This window comes from Inquilinus sp. 2KB_23 (assembly GCF_052115705.1).
Classification (GTDB): Bacteria; Pseudomonadota; Alphaproteobacteria; order DSM-16000; family Inquilinaceae; genus Inquilinus; species Inquilinus ginsengisoli_A.
The window spans coordinates 1-15,150 of record NZ_JBFRHF010000053.1; the positions used below are offsets into that span (position 1 = coordinate 1).

The window sequence follows — 15,150 nt, forward strand, 5'->3', positions numbered from 1 at the left end:
GTCCGACCCGTCCCCGCCGTCGAGGGTGTCGGCCCCCGCGCCGCCGCGAAGCTGGTCGTCGCCGCCGCCGCCGCTCAGCGCATTGACGCTGCCGTCGCCGTACAGCCGGTCGGCGAAGCTCGACCCGATGATGTTCTCGATGTTGGTCAGCGTGTCGCCCTGGGCGTCGCCGCCCGTGCCGGTGCCGGTCGCCAGGTTGACCGTGACGCCCGCGGCCGAAAAGACGTAGTTGGCCGTGTCGATGCCCGCGCCGCCATCCAGCGCGTCGGCCCCGGCGCCGCCATCGAGCAGGTCGTCCCCACCGGCGCCGCTGAGGGTGTTGGCCCCGGCGTCGCCGGTCAGGCTGTCGGCGAAGTTCGAGCCGGAGAGATTCTCGATGCTGTTGAAGGTGTCGCCGGCGGCATCGCCGCCCGTGGCGGTGTTGGTCGCGAGGTTGATCGTGACGCCCGCGGACGCGATGTAGTCGGCGGTGTCGCTGCCGGCGCCGCCCAGCAGGGTGTCCGCGCCGCCGCGGCCCGCGAGAACATCGTCGCCGGCGCCGCCATCCAGAACATTCGCCCCTGCCTCGCCATTGATCGTGTCGGCGAAGGCCGAGCCGATGATGTTCTCGATGCTGTTGAAGCTGTCGCCCGCGGCATCGCCGCCGGTCGCGGTATTGCTGGAGAGGCTGAGCGTGACGCCTGCGGCCGAGGCGGCGTAAGAGGCGGTGTCAGTACCCGCGCCGCCCTGCAGCGCGTCGGCACCGCCGAGGCCCTGGAGCGTGTCGTTGCCGTTGCCGCCGGCCAGGACATTGGCCCCGGCGTCGCCGGTCAGCGTGTCGTTGAGGGTCGAGCCGATCAGGTTCTCGATGGCCGCCAGGGTGTCGCCCGCGGCGTCGCCGCCCGAAGCCGCGCCATTGACCGTGACCACGACCGCGGCGGCCGAGGCGGCGTAGGAGGCGGTGTCGCTGCCGGTCCCGCCCTGCAGCGAGTCCGCACCGGCGCCGCCTTGGAGCCGGTCGTTGCCGTCACCGCCCGACAGAACATTGGCCCCGGCGTCGCCGGTCAACGTGTCGACAAAGGCCGAACCGGTCAGGTTCTCGATGCTGCCGAAGCTGTCGCCCTGGGCATCGCCGCCCGAAGCGGTGTTGGTCGCGAGGTTGACCGTGACGCCCGCGGTTGAGCCGAAATAGCTCGCCGTGTCGCTGCCCGTCCCGCCGTCCAGGGTGTCCGCGCCGGTCCCGCCGTAGAGCGTGTCGTCGCCGCCGCCGCCAGCCAGCGCGTCGTCACCGGCGAAGCCGCCGTCCAGGATATTCGCTCCGGCATCGCCGGTCAGCGTGTCGGCGAAGCCCGAGCCGGAGAGATTCTCGATGCCGGACAGGGTGTCGCCCTGGGCATCGCCGCCTGAGGCGGCGCCGTTGACCGTGACCACGACCGCGGCGGTCGATTTGAAATACATCACCCAATCGAGGCCTGTGCCGCCCTGAAGCACGTCGGCCCCGGCGGCGCCCTCGAGGACGTCGTCCCCGCCGCCGCCGCTGATGGTGTTGGCCCCATCACTGCCGTACAGGACGTCGTCGAAGTTCGAGCCGATGATGTTCTCGATGCTCTGGAAATGGTCGCCCTGGGCATCGCCGCCCTGCCCGCTGTCGCCCGCGATGTTGACCGCGACGCCCGCGGTGGAGGCGGTGTAGTCGGCCGTGTCGCTGCCCGTCCCGCCTTGCAGGATGTCCGCGCCGCCGCGGCCTGCCAGCACGTCGTCTCCGGCGCCGCCATCCAGGACATTCGCCCCGGCGTCGCCGGTCAGGGTGTCGTTGAGGGCCGAGCCGATCAGGTTCTCGATGCCCGACAGGGTATCGCCCTGGGCGTCGCCGCCCGAGCCGGCTCCGTTGACCGTGACCACGACCGCGGCGGCCGAGGCGGCATAGGTCGCCGTGTCGGTGCCCGTGCCGCCCTGCAGCGTGTCGGCGCCGCCACGGCCGTCGAGCAGGTCGTCGCCGGCGCCGCCATTGAGCACGTCGTTGCCGCCGGCGCCGATGAGGGTGTTGGCCCCGGCGTCGCCGGTCAGGGTGTCGTTGAGGGCCGAGCCGGTCAGGTTCTCGATCGCCGTCAGCGTGTCGCCTGCGGCATCGCCGCCCGTGCCGGTTCCGGTCAGCAGATTGATCGTGACGCCCGCGGCCGAGGCGGCATAGGTCGCCGTGTCGATGCCGTTGCCGCCGACCAACGCATCGGCCCCGGCACCGCCGACGAGCAGATCGTCCCCGCCAGCGCCGTCGAGGGTGTTGGCCCCGGCGTCGCCGGTCAGGATGTCGGCCTGGTTCGACCCGGAGAGGTTCTCGATGCTGCTGAAGCTGTCGCCCTGGGCATCGCCGCCCGTGGCGATGCCGGTCGCCAGGTTGACGTTGACGGCCGCAGAGGCGATGTAGTCGGCCGTGTCGCTGCCCGCCCCGCCGAACAGGGTGTCGGCGCCGCCGCGGCCCGCCAGCACGTCGTCGCCGTCATCGCCATAGAGGGCATTCGTCCCGGCATCGCCGTTGATCACGTCGGCGAAGGCCGAGCCGGCGACATTCTCGATGCTGCTGAAGCTGTCGCCTTCGGCATCGCCGCCCGACGCGGTGCCGGTCGTGAGGCTGAGCGCGATGCCCGCGGCAGAGCCTAAATAGGAGATGGTGTCGCTGCCATTGCCGCCCTGCAGCGTGTCGGCACCGCCGGAACCGACGAGCAGGTCGTTGCCGTCGCCGCCGGCCAGGACGTTGGCCCCGGCATCGCCGGCCAGCGTGTCGCCGATGGCCGAGCCGATCAGGTTCTCGATGCCGGTCAGCGTGTCGCCATCGGCGTCGCCGCCCACGCCGATGCCAGACGCGAGGTTGATGGAGACGCCCGCGGAGGAGGCGGCATAGGAGGCGGTGTCGATGCCGTTGCCGCCCTGCAGCACGTCGGAGCCGGCCCCTCCCTGGAGCGTGTCGTTGCCGGTGCCACCGTCCAGCACATTGGCCGCGGCGCTGCCGGTCAGGGTGTCGTTGAGGCCCGAGCCGATCAGGTTCTCGATCGCCGTCAGCGTGTCGCCCGTGGCATCGCCGCCCGCGCCGGTGCCGGTCAACAGGTTGACCGTGACACCCACGGCCGAGGCGGCGTAGGTGGCAGTGTCGATGCCCGCGCCGCCTTGCAGCGCGTCGGCCCCGCCGCGGCCCGCCAGCAGGTCGTCGCCGGCGCCGCCATCCAGGACATTCGCGCCGGCACTGCCATTGATCGTGTCGGCGAAGGCCGAGCCGAAGACGTTCTCGATGCTGCTGAAGCTGTCGCCTTCAGCATCGCCGCCCGACGCGGTGTTGGTCGACAGGCTGATCACGATGCCCGCCGGGCCGCCATAGACGACGGTGTCGATGCCGTTGCCGCCATTCAGCGCGTCGGCCCCGGCGCCGCCCAGGAGCGTGTCGTCACCGTCGCCCCCGGCCAGGACATTGACATTGTTGCCGCCGATCAGCGTGTCGTTGAAGGCCGAGCCGGTCAGGTTCTCGATGCCGAGTAGGGCGTCGCCCTCGGCATCGCCGCCGCCGCCGCCGCCGTCGACCGTGACCACGACCGCGGCGGCCGAGGCGGCGTAACTCGCCGTATCGGTGCCGGCGCCACCCTGCAGCGTGTCGGCGCCGCCGAGGCCGATGAGCGTGTCGTTGCCGTCACCACCAGCCAGGACATTCGCCCCGGCGTTGCCGGTCAGCGTGTCGTTGAAGGCGGATCCGATCAGGTTCTCGATCGCCGTCAGCGTGTCGCCGGCGGCATCGCCGCCGGAGCCCACGCCGGTCAGCAGGTTGACCGTGACGCCCGCCGCCGAGGCGGCGTAGGTGGCGGTATCGATGCCCACGCCGCCCTGCAGCGTGTCGGCGCCCCCGAGGCCGATGAGCGTATCGTTGCCGTTGCCGCCGTTCAGCACATTCACCCCGGCATCGCCGGTCAGCGTGTCGTTGAGGCCCGAACCGGTCAGGTTCTCGATGCCGGTCAGGATGTCGCCCGCGGCGTCGCCGCCCGAGGCGGCGCCGTTGACCGTGACCACGATCCCGGCCGCGGAGGCGCCGTAGCTGGCCGTGTCGGTGCCGGCGCCGCCGGTCAGCGTGTCGGCCCCGGCGCGGCCGTCGAGCGTGTCGTTGCCGGCGCCGCCGTCCAGGATGTTCGCCCCGGCGGTGCCGATCAGGATGTCGGCGGAGGCCGAGCCGATGAGGTTCTCGATGCTGTTCAGCACGTCGCCCTGGGCGTCGCCCCCGGTGCCGGTGCCCGTCATCAGGTTGACGATCACCGCGGCGGCCGAGGCGGCATAGGAGGCGGTGTCGGTGCCGTTGCCGCCCTGCAGCGAGTCGGCGCCGCCGAGGCCCTGGAGCACGTCGTTGCCATCGGACCCGGATAGCACGTTCGCCGCGCCGTCGCCGGTCAGCGTGTCGTTCAGGGCCGAGCCGATCAATCTCTCGAAGCCGGAGAGGGTGTCGCCCGCAGCGTCGCCGCCCGAGGCGGCGCCATTGATCGTGACCACGACCGCGGCCGCCGAGTCGAGGTAGGAGATGGTGTCGGTGCCGTTGCCGCCCTGCAGCACGTCCGCGCCGGCGCGGCCCTGGAGCGTGTCGTTGCCGTCGCCCCCGGCCAGGACATTGGCCCCGGCGTCGCCGGTCAGCGTGTCGGTGAAGGCCGAGCCGGTGAGATTCTCGATGCTGTTGAGGATGTCGCCTGCGGCATCGCCCGAGAGGGCGGAGTTGGCCGTAAGGTCGACAATGACGCCTGCGCCCGAGGCGCCATAGCTGGCCGTGTCGGTGCCGGCGCCGCCGATCAGCGTGTCGGCCCCGGCGCCGCCGTCGAGCCGGTCGTTGCCGGCCCCTCCGTTCAGCGTGTCGATGCCGCTGCCGATGGTGCCGCCGTAACTGTCGCCGAACAGCAGGTCGTCGGCATTGCCGCCATTGAGCGTGTCGTTGCCGCCGAATCCGGCCAGAGTAGTGCTGACGGTCAGGTTGGCGGTCAGGATGTCGTTGAAGCCCGTGGTGCCGAGGACCTGTTCGAAGCCGGCCAGGGTGGCGCCCCCGGTCATGGTCCCGGCCGCCAGGTTGACGGTGAAGCCCGAGACCTCGGGGCGGAGGTCGAGGATGTCCTGGTTGCCGGTGCCGCCGTCCAGCGTGTCGGCGCCGCCGCTGAACTGGATCTGATCGTTGCCGGCGCCGCCGCTGATCACGTTGGCCCCGGCGTCGCCGAAGAGCACGTCGTCGAAGGCGCTGCCGATCAGGTTCTCGAAGCCGGTCATCGTGTCGCCCTGGGCGTCGCCCTCCAGGGCGATGGCGTTCAGGGCTACCGATACGCCCGCGCTGGAATTGGCATAGCTGAGCGTGTCGATGCCGGCGCCGCCGTTCATGGCGTCGGCACCGGCGCCGCCCTGGATGATGTCGTTGCCGCCGAGGCCGGAGAGCGTGTCGTTGCCGGCGCCGCCATTGATGATGTCGATACCATCAGGATTGGCCGGATTGCCCGGATCCGTGCCGGTGAGGATGTCGTTGCCGGCGGTGCCGTTGAGGGTCTGGGTCACGGGTCATCCTCCTGCTTCGCTGGTCGGCGCCGCCGGGTCCTAATGCGAGCAGCCGGCTTCAAATGCGCCCGGTCGGCCCAGGCAGGATTGTATTGGTCCGATTTATCACAGGTTCTGCATACTGGAATAGGAAGGATCTTGGAAATTGTGGTGTTGGACGCCCCTGGACCGACTGTGATCGTCACCGGTGGGTCGGGTACAGAAATCCACTCATATCGTCCGCAGCGGCCTCCGGACCGGATGTTCGCCGACCTCGCGAAAATGTCCGCAAAGGAGCCGAATCCGGACCGTAGGGTAGGCCCGGCGAGGCCGTTAGGCTTCTCATCCGCTTGGGGTCGAACCCGGTCCCTCGCCGCTTAGGCCCATAACCGCGATCGAGCCGCGATGAGGGTCCCGCTACCCTATTGGAAAGCCGGCCGGTGCCACGGAAGCAGTTTTTCAATCCGAGAGATCCGGCCGAGGACGATGCGAAGGGGCGTTGCGCCAAACCCGGGCGGCCGGCCGGTCCAACTCACACCCGATCCTGGGCTGTAGAGCCGTCCAGCCCCCTCTAGTTGCGTATCGTCGGTCGGTATCGCTGCCTCACGCGCTCTTGCGCTTCGAGCTGCGGGTCGACGCAGGCTTGCCCGGTGCCGCCTTGCGCTTCCGCCCCGACTTGGCGGCTGTCGCCTTCGTCTTCACACCGGCGCTCAGCCGCAACGCCTCGCGCAGGTCAACGACATTGGTTGCCATGGGGGCCGGTAGCGGCTTGATCTTCTCCCCGCGCTGTTTGGCACGGATCAGCTCGATCAGTGCCTGCTCATAGCGATCTTCGAAGGCGGCAGGGTCGAACTTGCCCACCTTCCCCTTGATGATGTGCTTGCCGAGTTCGAGCATCTCGGGATCGATCTTCAGATGCGGGATTTCGCTGAAGTACTCATCCTCGTCGCGCACCTCGTAGTCGAAATGCAGCAGGTTCGCGATCATTCCCGGCCCCTCGGGATACAGCATCAGCACCCGGTCGCGGCGAAACAGGACCGTGCGGCCGAGGCCGGCGACATTCGCGCGGCGCATGGCCTCTTTTATGACATCGAAGGCCTCGGTGGCGGCTTGGTCCGACGGGGCGAGATAGTAGGGGCGCTCGACCGCCAGCCGCTCAACTTGGCCGCACGGCACGAAGTTCTCCAACTCGATCACCTTCGTGCTGTCCGGGACCGCGGCCTCGATCTCCTCCTGCGTCAGAACGATGTAGGTGTCGGCATCGGTCTCGTAGCCCTTGACCTGGTCGTCCCGGTCGACCGGCTTTTCCGTCTCGCTGTCGATGAATTGGCGCTTCAGCCGGTGACCGGTCTTCCGGTTGACCATGTTGAAATGGATCTCGTCGTCGCTCTCGCCGACCGCCGTGAACAGCGATACGGCGCAGCTGACGGCGCCAAGCCTCAGAAAGCCCTTCCAGTTCGCGCGCGGTGCCATGGTCACCACCAGAGACGCTCGGGACGGGAGTCCAACGCTGAAGCGCGAAGGGTCGTTCCGCCACGCCGGCCAGCGGTCGCTGTGAGACCTCCGAAATGACCGAACCGAACGCTGGCCGTTATGGACGGTTAGCCGGGGGACCGGACGACCGCTCGAGTTCGGCGACGAGTTCACGGAGATGGTCGAGGTTCCGCCGCTGGGCGGCCGCCAGCCGCGCCAGCTCAGCCTCCGCGGCCGTAGTCAGGCGTCCACTCAATCTCATCTCTTTCACGGCCGAGGCATGATGCCTCAGGCAGAGGTCTCCCTCGCGCACGTTGCGGACTGCCCGCTCGATCGCGGTTTCGGCCGGGGACGCTCGATCCGGCCTAGCCCGGATGCCTGCGAGGATCATGTTCATAGGTCCTCTGCTCCTTGATCCGGCCGTCCCGACCCTGAACGACAACCAGCGATTCCTGCCCGGCATCGAGGCCCTTTCGGGCGAGCTCGCGCACCCATCCCTTTGCCTTCACCTGGGTCGGGAAATCTGCTAGCCGGTCGCCGCCCTGTTGGACAAGCCACGCACCATCGTGCGGACTGACGACATATCGAAGTCTGGCCATGACACACCTCCTGGGAGGAAAATGGATGTCCATCGGCCGCGGTTCCGCTCGTCGAGGCAGCCCGACATTGCGAACAAACCGGGAATAATGCTGACTGGTCGGATGAACGCCGCCGAGTCGACCACTCAGAGCCCAAGCTATCTGGACACGCTCAACCCAGAGCAACGGGCGGCTGTCGAGTTCGGCATCGACGACAGCGCGACCGGGCCGCTCCTGGTCATCGCCGGTGCCGGCTCGGGCAAGACGAACACCCTGGCAAACAGGGTCGTGCGGCTGATCGAGACCGGCGCCGACCCCTACCGGATCCTGCTGCTGACCTTCTCGCGCCGAGCGGCCGACGAAATGAAGCGCCGGGCGGAACGCATCGCAGCCCGGGCGCTCAGCGAAGGCGCTGCGGCCAGATTGGAGTGGGCGGGCACCTTCCACGCGATCGGCGCCAGGCTCCTGCGCGAGCACGCCGACCAGCTCGGGCTCGACGTCTCGTTCTCCATCCTCGACCGCGAGGATGCGACCGACCTGATGGCGCTGGTGCGACATGAGCTCGGCCTGTCGGCGACCAAGGAGCGCTTCCCGACCAAGTCGGCCTGCCTCGACATCTATTCGCGCGTGGTGAATGCTCAGCTGCCACTGGCGGATGTCCTGAAGGACACATTCCCGTGGTGCGCCAACTGGCACGATGAGCTGAAGCGGCTGTTCGGCCTCTATGTCGAGGCCAAGCAGAGCCAGATGGTGCTCGACTACGACGACCTCCTCCTCCACTGGGCACAGGCGATGGAGGATCCGGACCTGGCGGCCGAGATCCGCGAACGGTTCGATCATGTGCTGGTCGATGAATACCAGGACACCAACCGCCTGCAGGCCAGCATCCTGACCGGGCTGAAGCCGGACGGCCGCGGCCTGACCGTGGTCGGAGACGATGCCCAGGCGATCTACAGCTTCCGCGCCGCGACGGTGCGCAACATCCTGGATTTCCCGGGCCTGTTCTCGCCGCCCGCGACGGTGCTGACACTCTCGCGGAACTACCGGTCGAACCAGCCGATCCTGGCGGCCGCCAACGCCGTCATCGATCTGGCACCGGAGCGCTACGCCAAGCAGCTATGGTCGGAGCGGGCATCGGAGCAGCGGCCGCGCCTGGTCAGTGTCCGGGACGAGATCGAGCAAGCCCGATATGTCGCTGATCGGGTCCTGGAGGACCGGGAGGCCGGGGTGCCGCTGAAGCAGCAGGCCGTGCTGTTCCGCACCTCGACCCATTCAAGTCACCTCGAAGTCGAGCTGACGCGGCGAAACATCCCCTATGTGAAGTTCGGCGGCCTGAAGTTCCTGGACTCGGCGCATGTGAAGGACCTTCTCGCGGTGCTGCGGTGGGCGGAGAACCCGCGTGACCGGATGGCCGGCTTTCGGGTGCTACAGCTGCTGCCAGGCGTTGGTCCGGCCCATTCGCGCCGCGTGCTGGACCAGATGGCCCAGGCGCCGATTCCCTTCGGCGCGCTCGCCATGGCCAAGGCTCCCGCGACGGCCGCCGCGGATTGGCCGGAGCTGGCCACGATGATGGCGACGCTGCGCGATCGCGACGTGCCCTGGCCATCGGAGCTCGATGCGATCCAGCGCTGGTACGGCCCGCATCTGGAGCGGATCCATGAGGACGCGGCGATCCGCGCGGCAGACCTCATGCAGCTGGCACAGATCGCCGCCGGTGCCGCCTCACGAACGGAATTTCTCACCGATTTGACCTTGGATCCGCCGCAGGCGACCGGCGACCACGCTGGGCCGCCGTTGCTCGACGACGACTACCTGATCCTGTCGACCATCCACAGCGCCAAGGGGCGGGAATTTCGGTCGGTCCACATTCTCCATGTTGTGGACGGCTGCATCCCCTCGGATCTCGGCACGGGGTCTACCGCCGAGGTCGAGGAGGAGCGGCGTCTCCTGCACGTTGCAATGACTCGGGCCAAGGATGACCTGCACCTGGTCGTGCCGCACCGGTTCTACACGCACGGGCAATCGAGGCGCGGCGATCAGCACATCTACGCGCCGCGGACTCGCTTCATCCCGGAGAAGATCCTCGGGCTATTCGAGAAGTCGACCTGGTCGAGCTTGCAGACCAGCGCAGCCGGATCTGCCGGCGGCCGTGCCCGCATTGATGTCGGGGCCAAGGCCCGGGCGATGTGGAGTTAGGGTCAGGCGGCGTTTACAGGCAAAAATCTTTCCTTGAGCATCTGGCATCGAGGCCGACTGCAGGCGCAACGGTTAGCGGCACACTGCAGCAGCTGCTTCTGCAACAGCCTGATCCTGCTCACCGCTGCCCCCGCTGACGCCAACCGCACCGACGATGACGCCATCAACGACGAGAGGGATGCCGCCGGCAAAAATCATGATTTTGTTGTGGTTGGAGACGTGGATTCCGAAAAACTGGTCATGCGGCTGACTGTTTTTTCCAAGCTCCTGTGTCGATATGTCGAATGCTTTGGCCGTAAAAGCCTTGTTGATCGCTATGTCGATGCTGCCCAGCCAGGCGCCATCCATGCGGATAAATGACTTGAGGTTGGTGCCGTCATCCACCACTGCGATGTTCATCGGCTGGCCTATCTCTTTCGCCTTTGCTTCACCTGCAGCGATGACCCGATGGGCCTTTTCGAGAGTAAGCATCATCATCTCCAGTTCGAGAGGGTTCCTGCTGGGGCTGCATCCGCATTCTGATGCGTGGCATCATCCGGGCACGATCAGGTGATGTGGATGGACTTCGCCGCAGTGTTTGCGCCGACGCCAGCAGCGTATGCCGGCTCGTCTCACTCGGGCAATTCGCCATCCGGCTATATTCGATGATTCGCTTCCGTGCGAAGCGGGACTAGAATGTGCCACTCGAAGGCACCGTGACGAAATCGACGCCCGCATAGCCGAGCGCCTGGGCCGCGACGCGGCAGATATCCCCGTAGGCCTTGTCGATCTGTTCCCGAACGAACCTGGTCTTGACGCAGATTTGCAATCGATCGTCCTCGACCCCTGCGACGCCGGCTTCGTCCAGCCAGGACTTCCATACAGCCAGGGCCGCGGCCTCGCTCCGGCCGAGCCGCCGGGCTTCGGTGGGGATCCAGGCGCTGCGGTATGCCGCGAGAAGATCCGCGGCCGCAGCCGGTTCAAGGGCGTGCTCCATGGTCTCGATCTCCGGTTCTGGGTCAGCAATCGATGCTTTGAGTGGACTCGCCGGTGTGGCGCTCGCTGCATTGGCCACGCGGCCGAGGTGTCGGAAGTTGCGCGACAGGTCCCAAGGCCGTTCTGCCGTTGCGAACCGGGTGAACCACCCACCCGGGTTGCGGATCGGCCGATCGGGCGACGTCGGCGTGTCACAGGCAATGATCCAGCCCAGCATCGCGTTGGCGGCGCCGTGGCGATTCACTGCCCAAGCCCAGATGTGATGCGGATTTCGGACACCGTCGACTATCGCGAGATAGTCGCGGACAACGATCGCGTTTTGGGCTTCCGGCTATCGAGGTCTGATCCAGAGCCCCGCCTCAAAAATGCGGGGCCTTCTGCGTACTGCCGAGTGTTCACCACAGCAGGCTACGCCTGCTCCAGGCGTCGAGGCCAGCATCAGGTAGCGCACCTCGCACCCCTCCCGCACCTTCACCGTTGGAAAGTCGGGCCGGGTCGGCTGACGCCTCGATGGGAGGATCACCCGACTCGCCAGTGGAGGTCCACTGAAGGAGAAAGGCCATGACCGCTGTCGGGCTCTTTGCGGACGGTCCCCAGCAAGGCTCCAGGCTGTCCGGTCCGTCCCTGTGCGGGCTCTTGCTTGCCACTGCTGAATATCGGCAATCTGCAAACCGTATACCCCGGAAGATCGTCAATCGAATCATGCTCGATGTCACGGCCAATGAGATCGCTGAGTTAAACGACATCGACCTGCGAGAGCTCGTCGGCCGATTGTGCGAGGCCGAACTCGCGAACCGTGGGCTGTCACCCGCCGCGGTCACCTGGGGCGGCAATCAGACAGCGGCAGACGGCGGCTTAGATGTCAGGGTGGCCCTGCCGGCAGATACAGCCATCGATGGTTTCATCCCTCGTCCCGTGACTGGGTTCCAGGTCAAGAAGCCGGACATGTCGAGAGCCGCAATCCGTTCCGAGATGCAACCCGCGGGCGCGATCCGGCCTGTCATCCAGGAGCTCGCCGACCAAGCTGGCTCCTACGTCATCATCAGTTCTAAGGATTCGACCGCCGACATAGCTCTTCGCAACCGCCGGGGGCATTGTGTGAGGGCGTGCAAGGGATCGCCAACGCTGATCAGCGTCATACCGACTTCTACGACCGTACGCGGTTGGCGACCTGGGTGCGGCGCCACCCTGGTCTGATCACCTGGGTGAAAGAAAAGGTAGGCCGCGCGCTTGCCGGTTGGCGCGCCTATGGTGCCTGGAGCGGCGCGTCAGAGGGCGTCGAGTCCGAGTACCTGAGTACCTGCTTGACGATAAGCTGCGCCTGCAATTCGGCGAGCACCGCGAGGAACCCGCGCGGTCGATGGTCGACGCCATCGACAAGATGCGTGGCGAACTCGCCCAGGCGGGTAAGATGGTACGTTTGGTCGGCCTGTCGGGTGTAGGCAAGACCCGGCTCGTCCAAGCCCTGTTCGACTCCCGGATCGGGTCCCGTCCGCTGCCACCGTCGCTCGCCGTCTACATCAACCTCTCGGACAACCCGGATCCGCAACCGATCGGTCTCGCCTGGGATCTGGTCGCAAACTGCACGCGTGCGATCCTCATCATCGACAACTGCCCTCCAGACCTCCATCGCAGGCTCTCGGAGCTGTACGCTGCATCCGGAAGCACGGTCAGCGTTCTTATGGTCGAGTACGATGTACGCGAAGATCAGCCCGAGGGGACACAGGTCGTCACCCTCGACACGTCCTCGCGTGAGCTCATTGAAAGGCTGGTCGCGCGCCGGTATCCACAGCTGTCCCAGGTCAATGCCCATACCATCGCCGAGGTGTCCGGCGGCAATGCCCGGGTCGCGATTGCTCTCGCCGTAACCGTCGAACGCTCGGAGACGATCGCCGGTCTCTCGGACGATGATCTCTTTCAGCGCCTCTTCCGCCTGAGCCACGATCCGGACAGCGCTCTGCTACTCGCGGCCCAGGCGTGCTCGCTCGTGTTCTCCTTCCAGGGTGAAGCGCTGGCCGGTGAAGAGGCCGAGCTGCCGCGCCTGGCCTCGCTAGCGGACCAAAAGCCACGTGAGCTCTATCGGCATGTAGGCGAATTGCTTCGGCGAGACCTCGTCCAGCAGCGTAGCGTGTGGCGGGCGGTGCTGCCGCACGCGATCGCGAACCGCCTTGCCGCGCGTGCGCTCGAGGACACGCCGTACGACCTCATCAATCAGCAACTCGTCACAGGCGGACTGATCGCCTCGCGCGGTCGTTTTCGCGGCGGCTGTCGTTCCTGCACGAGCATCCCCAAGCCATGGCGATCGTCGAGCGTTGGCTAAAGCCCGGCGGCCTTCTCGGCGACATTGCGACTCTCGACGAGCTTGGCCGTGCGATGTTCGAGAACGTTGCTCCGGTATTGCCCGGGGCGGTGCTCGCGGCCTTGGAGCGGGCTGGTAACGGTTATTCCGACGTGGCCGCAGCGGCATGGCGGCGGCACCAGTCTTTGTTGCGATCCTTAGCGTATGACGCACATCTCTTCGAAAGGAGCGCCTCCCTGTTGGGGCGAGCCGCGACATACAGCACGGACGAGCGGGAGGCCAAGGAAGCTTCGGACACTTTCGGCTCGCTGTTCACGATCTATCTATCCGGCACACACGCCGCCATCGACCAGCGGTTGGGCCGAATCGAACAGCTGCTTCGATCAGGCGAGTCGAAGCAGGTTCGCTGGGCTTGGCGGCGCTGGGCCAGACGCTCGAGGCGTCACACTTCAGTTCGGCCCACGGCTTCGAGTTCGGGCCGCGGTCACGGGATTAAGGCACACCAAGGTGATCGCCGCCGCGGCCAGCGAGGCACCGCACGTGCTCGATGGCCTGCTCTACCACCAGACGGGGCTGTCCATCGAGGACCACTACACCGACACGGGCGGCGTCACCGACCATGTGTTCGGGCTGTGTCATCTGCTGGGCTTCCGATTCGCGCCCCGCATTCGCGACCTCAAGGACCGCCACCTCTACCTGTTCCCGGACGACGAAGCCCCGCCGGCGCTCCAACCCTGATCGGCGGCGCGATCGATGTCGACCACTTGACGGCGCATTGGGAGGAACTGCTGCGTCTGGCCACCTCGATCGGCGTCGGCACGGTGACCGCCTCGGCCATGCTTCGGCGCTTGGCGGCCTATCCCAGGCAGAACGGCTTTGCCCTGGCGCTACGCGAGTTCGGCCGCATCGAGCGCACCATGTTCACCCTGGATTGGCTGCGCGATCCGGCCCTACGCATAGAGCGGGCGTCACGGTCGATGAGGACAAGGGCTCGTCGACTTGGGTGAGCGCGGCGGCGACAATCGGGCCGATCACCGCCAGCGCGTCGGGATGCATCATGTTCTGATGATGACAGGGAACGTCATGAACCGAAATGCGCCCCCGGACATACGGCCGCCAAGCCTCCGGAGCGGGCGGTGCGACATCGTCTTGGGTGCGGTTCGCCGCCCTGATGAATAGCAGGTCGCCGGAGAAGATTGCTGGCCTGAAGTCCCGCATGAGACGAGGCGCGTCGCGAAGGTTTTTGAGCAAGACGGAGAAGAGACGATCATCAAGACTGGCCAGAACATGGCCGGCTTGGTCAAGACGGGCCTTGATTTGTGCTAGAGACAAGGAATCGTCACCAAGATCAAGCGGCTGGTCAGACGCGGCGTTAATCAATTCGATCGCCAGATCCTCGTCCGTCGGCTCGCAGGGACACGGACGTTGTTGTCCAGATTCAAGCGGGTAGCTGTCGAGCACAGCAAGGAAGACGATCTCCTGCGCTTGCTGCTGGAGTGCTGTGGCGATGGCGTGAGCGAGATTACCTCCGAAGGACCAGCCTAGAAGACGATAGGGTCCGTGGGGTTGAAGGGTGCGAATCTGGTCGAGATAGTCGGCTGCCATTGCGGCAATGCTGGCAGGATCGTGCCCGGGATCGCCGAGGCGGCGGGCTTGGAGCGCGTAGAGCGAACGATCGGGCAGATGGCGGAGGAGGCCGGCATAGGGCCAGCCGAGGCCGCCGGCGGGGTGGAGGCAAAAGAGCGGCGGTCGGGTCCCGTGGGGCCGGAGTGGTAGCAGGAGGGTGAGGGAACCGGCCGGATTTTCGTTGCCGAGGCGGAGGGCCAGGGCGGCGGGGGAGGGGGCATCGAACAGGGCGCGGATGGRGAGTTCGCGGCCGAGGGTGGCGCGGAGGCGGGAGGCGAGGCGTGTGGCGAGCAGGGAATGTCCGCCATGGTCGAAGAAGCTGTCGTCCGGGCCGATGCGGTCGAGGCCGAGGACCTCGGCGAAGAGGGTGCAGAGGATCGCTTCCTGGGGCGTGGAGGGCTCGCGGCGGCTGGCGGGGGAGAAGTCCGGTGCGGGCAGCGCGCGGCGGTCGAGCTTGCCGTTGGGAGTGAGGGGGAGGGCRTGGAGGAG

Annotated in this window: 8 protein-coding genes and 2 pseudogenes; 4 read left to right on the plus strand and 6 right to left on the minus strand. The window is 67.1% G+C overall.

Annotated elements, in window-relative coordinates; all coding sequences use genetic code 11:
- From AB4112_RS35430 to AB4112_RS35440, 3 genes and pseudogenes are all read right to left on the minus strand, one after another.
- Positions 1-5,535 (minus strand): annotated as a pseudogene (locus tag AB4112_RS35430) (calcium-binding protein); the annotation flags it as partial.
- A 582-nt stretch (positions 5,536-6,117) separates the two neighbouring features.
- On the minus strand, positions 6,118-6,987 hold the full coding sequence (gene ku / locus AB4112_RS35435; protein ID WP_441727114.1) for a non-homologous end joining protein Ku: 870 nt from the start codon (positions 6,985-6,987) through the stop codon (positions 6,118-6,120).
- A 365-nt stretch (positions 6,988-7,352) separates the two neighbouring features.
- Positions 7,353-7,586, minus strand: coding sequence for a DUF2188 domain-containing protein (locus AB4112_RS35440; protein WP_441727116.1), 234 nt, complete (start codon positions 7,584-7,586; stop codon positions 7,353-7,355).
- 102 nt (positions 7,587-7,688) lie between these two features.
- Here AB4112_RS35440 and AB4112_RS35445 point away from each other — a divergent pair, with 102 nt between their 5' ends.
- Positions 7,689-9,761 carry an ATP-dependent helicase gene (locus AB4112_RS35445; RefSeq protein ID WP_441727118.1) on the plus strand — a complete coding sequence of 691 codons (2,073 nt, stop codon included), beginning with the start codon at positions 7,689-7,691 and terminating at the stop codon, positions 9,759-9,761.
- Between the two features lie 72 nt (positions 9,762-9,833).
- Here the strand turns inward: AB4112_RS35445 and AB4112_RS35450 are convergent, their stop codons facing one another.
- Both AB4112_RS35450 and AB4112_RS35455 read right to left on the minus strand, forming a co-directional pair.
- Positions 9,834-10,238 (minus strand): GlcG/HbpS family heme-binding protein, encoded by a 405-nt coding sequence (locus AB4112_RS35450; protein WP_441727120.1) that lies wholly within the window; start codon positions 10,236-10,238, stop codon positions 9,834-9,836.
- A gap of 193 nt (positions 10,239-10,431) precedes the next feature.
- Positions 10,432-10,953, minus strand: coding sequence for a hypothetical protein (locus tag AB4112_RS35455; RefSeq protein WP_441727122.1), 522 nt, complete (start codon positions 10,951-10,953; stop codon positions 10,432-10,434).
- A 344-nt stretch (positions 10,954-11,297) separates the two neighbouring features.
- Here AB4112_RS35455 and AB4112_RS35460 point away from each other — a divergent pair, with 344 nt between their 5' ends.
- From AB4112_RS35460 to AB4112_RS35470, 3 genes and pseudogenes are all read left to right on the plus strand, one after another.
- The gene (locus tag AB4112_RS35460) at positions 11,298-11,933 is read left to right on the plus strand and encodes a hypothetical protein (protein WP_441727124.1); all 636 of its coding nucleotides are present in this window, start codon (positions 11,298-11,300) and stop codon (positions 11,931-11,933) included.
- 163 nt (positions 11,934-12,096) lie between these two features.
- Entirely contained in the window at positions 12,097-13,056 is a 960-nt protein-coding gene (locus AB4112_RS35465) for a hypothetical protein (protein ID WP_441727126.1), read from the plus strand.
- Positions 13,057-13,533: 477 nt separating this feature from the next.
- Positions 13,534-13,991: pseudogene (locus AB4112_RS35470) on the plus strand (Tn3 family transposase); the annotation flags it as partial.
- Here the strand turns inward: AB4112_RS35470 and AB4112_RS35475 are convergent.
- Positions 13,957-15,099 (minus strand): thioesterase domain-containing protein, encoded by a 1,143-nt coding sequence (locus AB4112_RS35475; protein WP_441727128.1) that lies wholly within the window; start codon positions 15,097-15,099, stop codon positions 13,957-13,959. The pseudogene AB4112_RS35470 and the gene AB4112_RS35475 sit on opposite strands and share 35 nt — an antisense overlap.
- Positions 15,100-15,150: the final 51 nt, after the last annotated feature.

Coding starts and splice junctions, on each gene's coding strand:
- AB4112_RS35465 (WP_441727126.1), top strand. CDS start 12,097: ATGGTCGACGCCATCGACAAGATGCGTGGCGAACTCGCCCAGGCGGGT.
- AB4112_RS35445 (WP_441727118.1), top strand. CDS start 7,689: ATGAACGCCGCCGAGTCGACCACTCAGAGCCCAAGCTATCTGGACACG.
- AB4112_RS35440 (WP_441727116.1), bottom strand. CDS start 7,586: ATGGCCAGACTTCGATATGTCGTCAGTCCGCACGATGGTGCGTGGCTT.
- AB4112_RS35450 (WP_441727120.1), bottom strand. CDS start 10,238: ATGATGATGCTTACTCTCGAAAAGGCCCATCGGGTCATCGCTGCAGGT.
- AB4112_RS35455 (WP_441727122.1), bottom strand. CDS start 10,953: ATGCTGGGCTGGATCATTGCCTGTGACACGCCGACGTCGCCCGATCGG.
- ku (WP_441727114.1), bottom strand. CDS start 6,987: ATGGCACCGCGCGCGAACTGGAAGGGCTTTCTGAGGCTTGGCGCCGTC.
- AB4112_RS35460 (WP_441727124.1), top strand. CDS start 11,298: ATGACCGCTGTCGGGCTCTTTGCGGACGGTCCCCAGCAAGGCTCCAGG.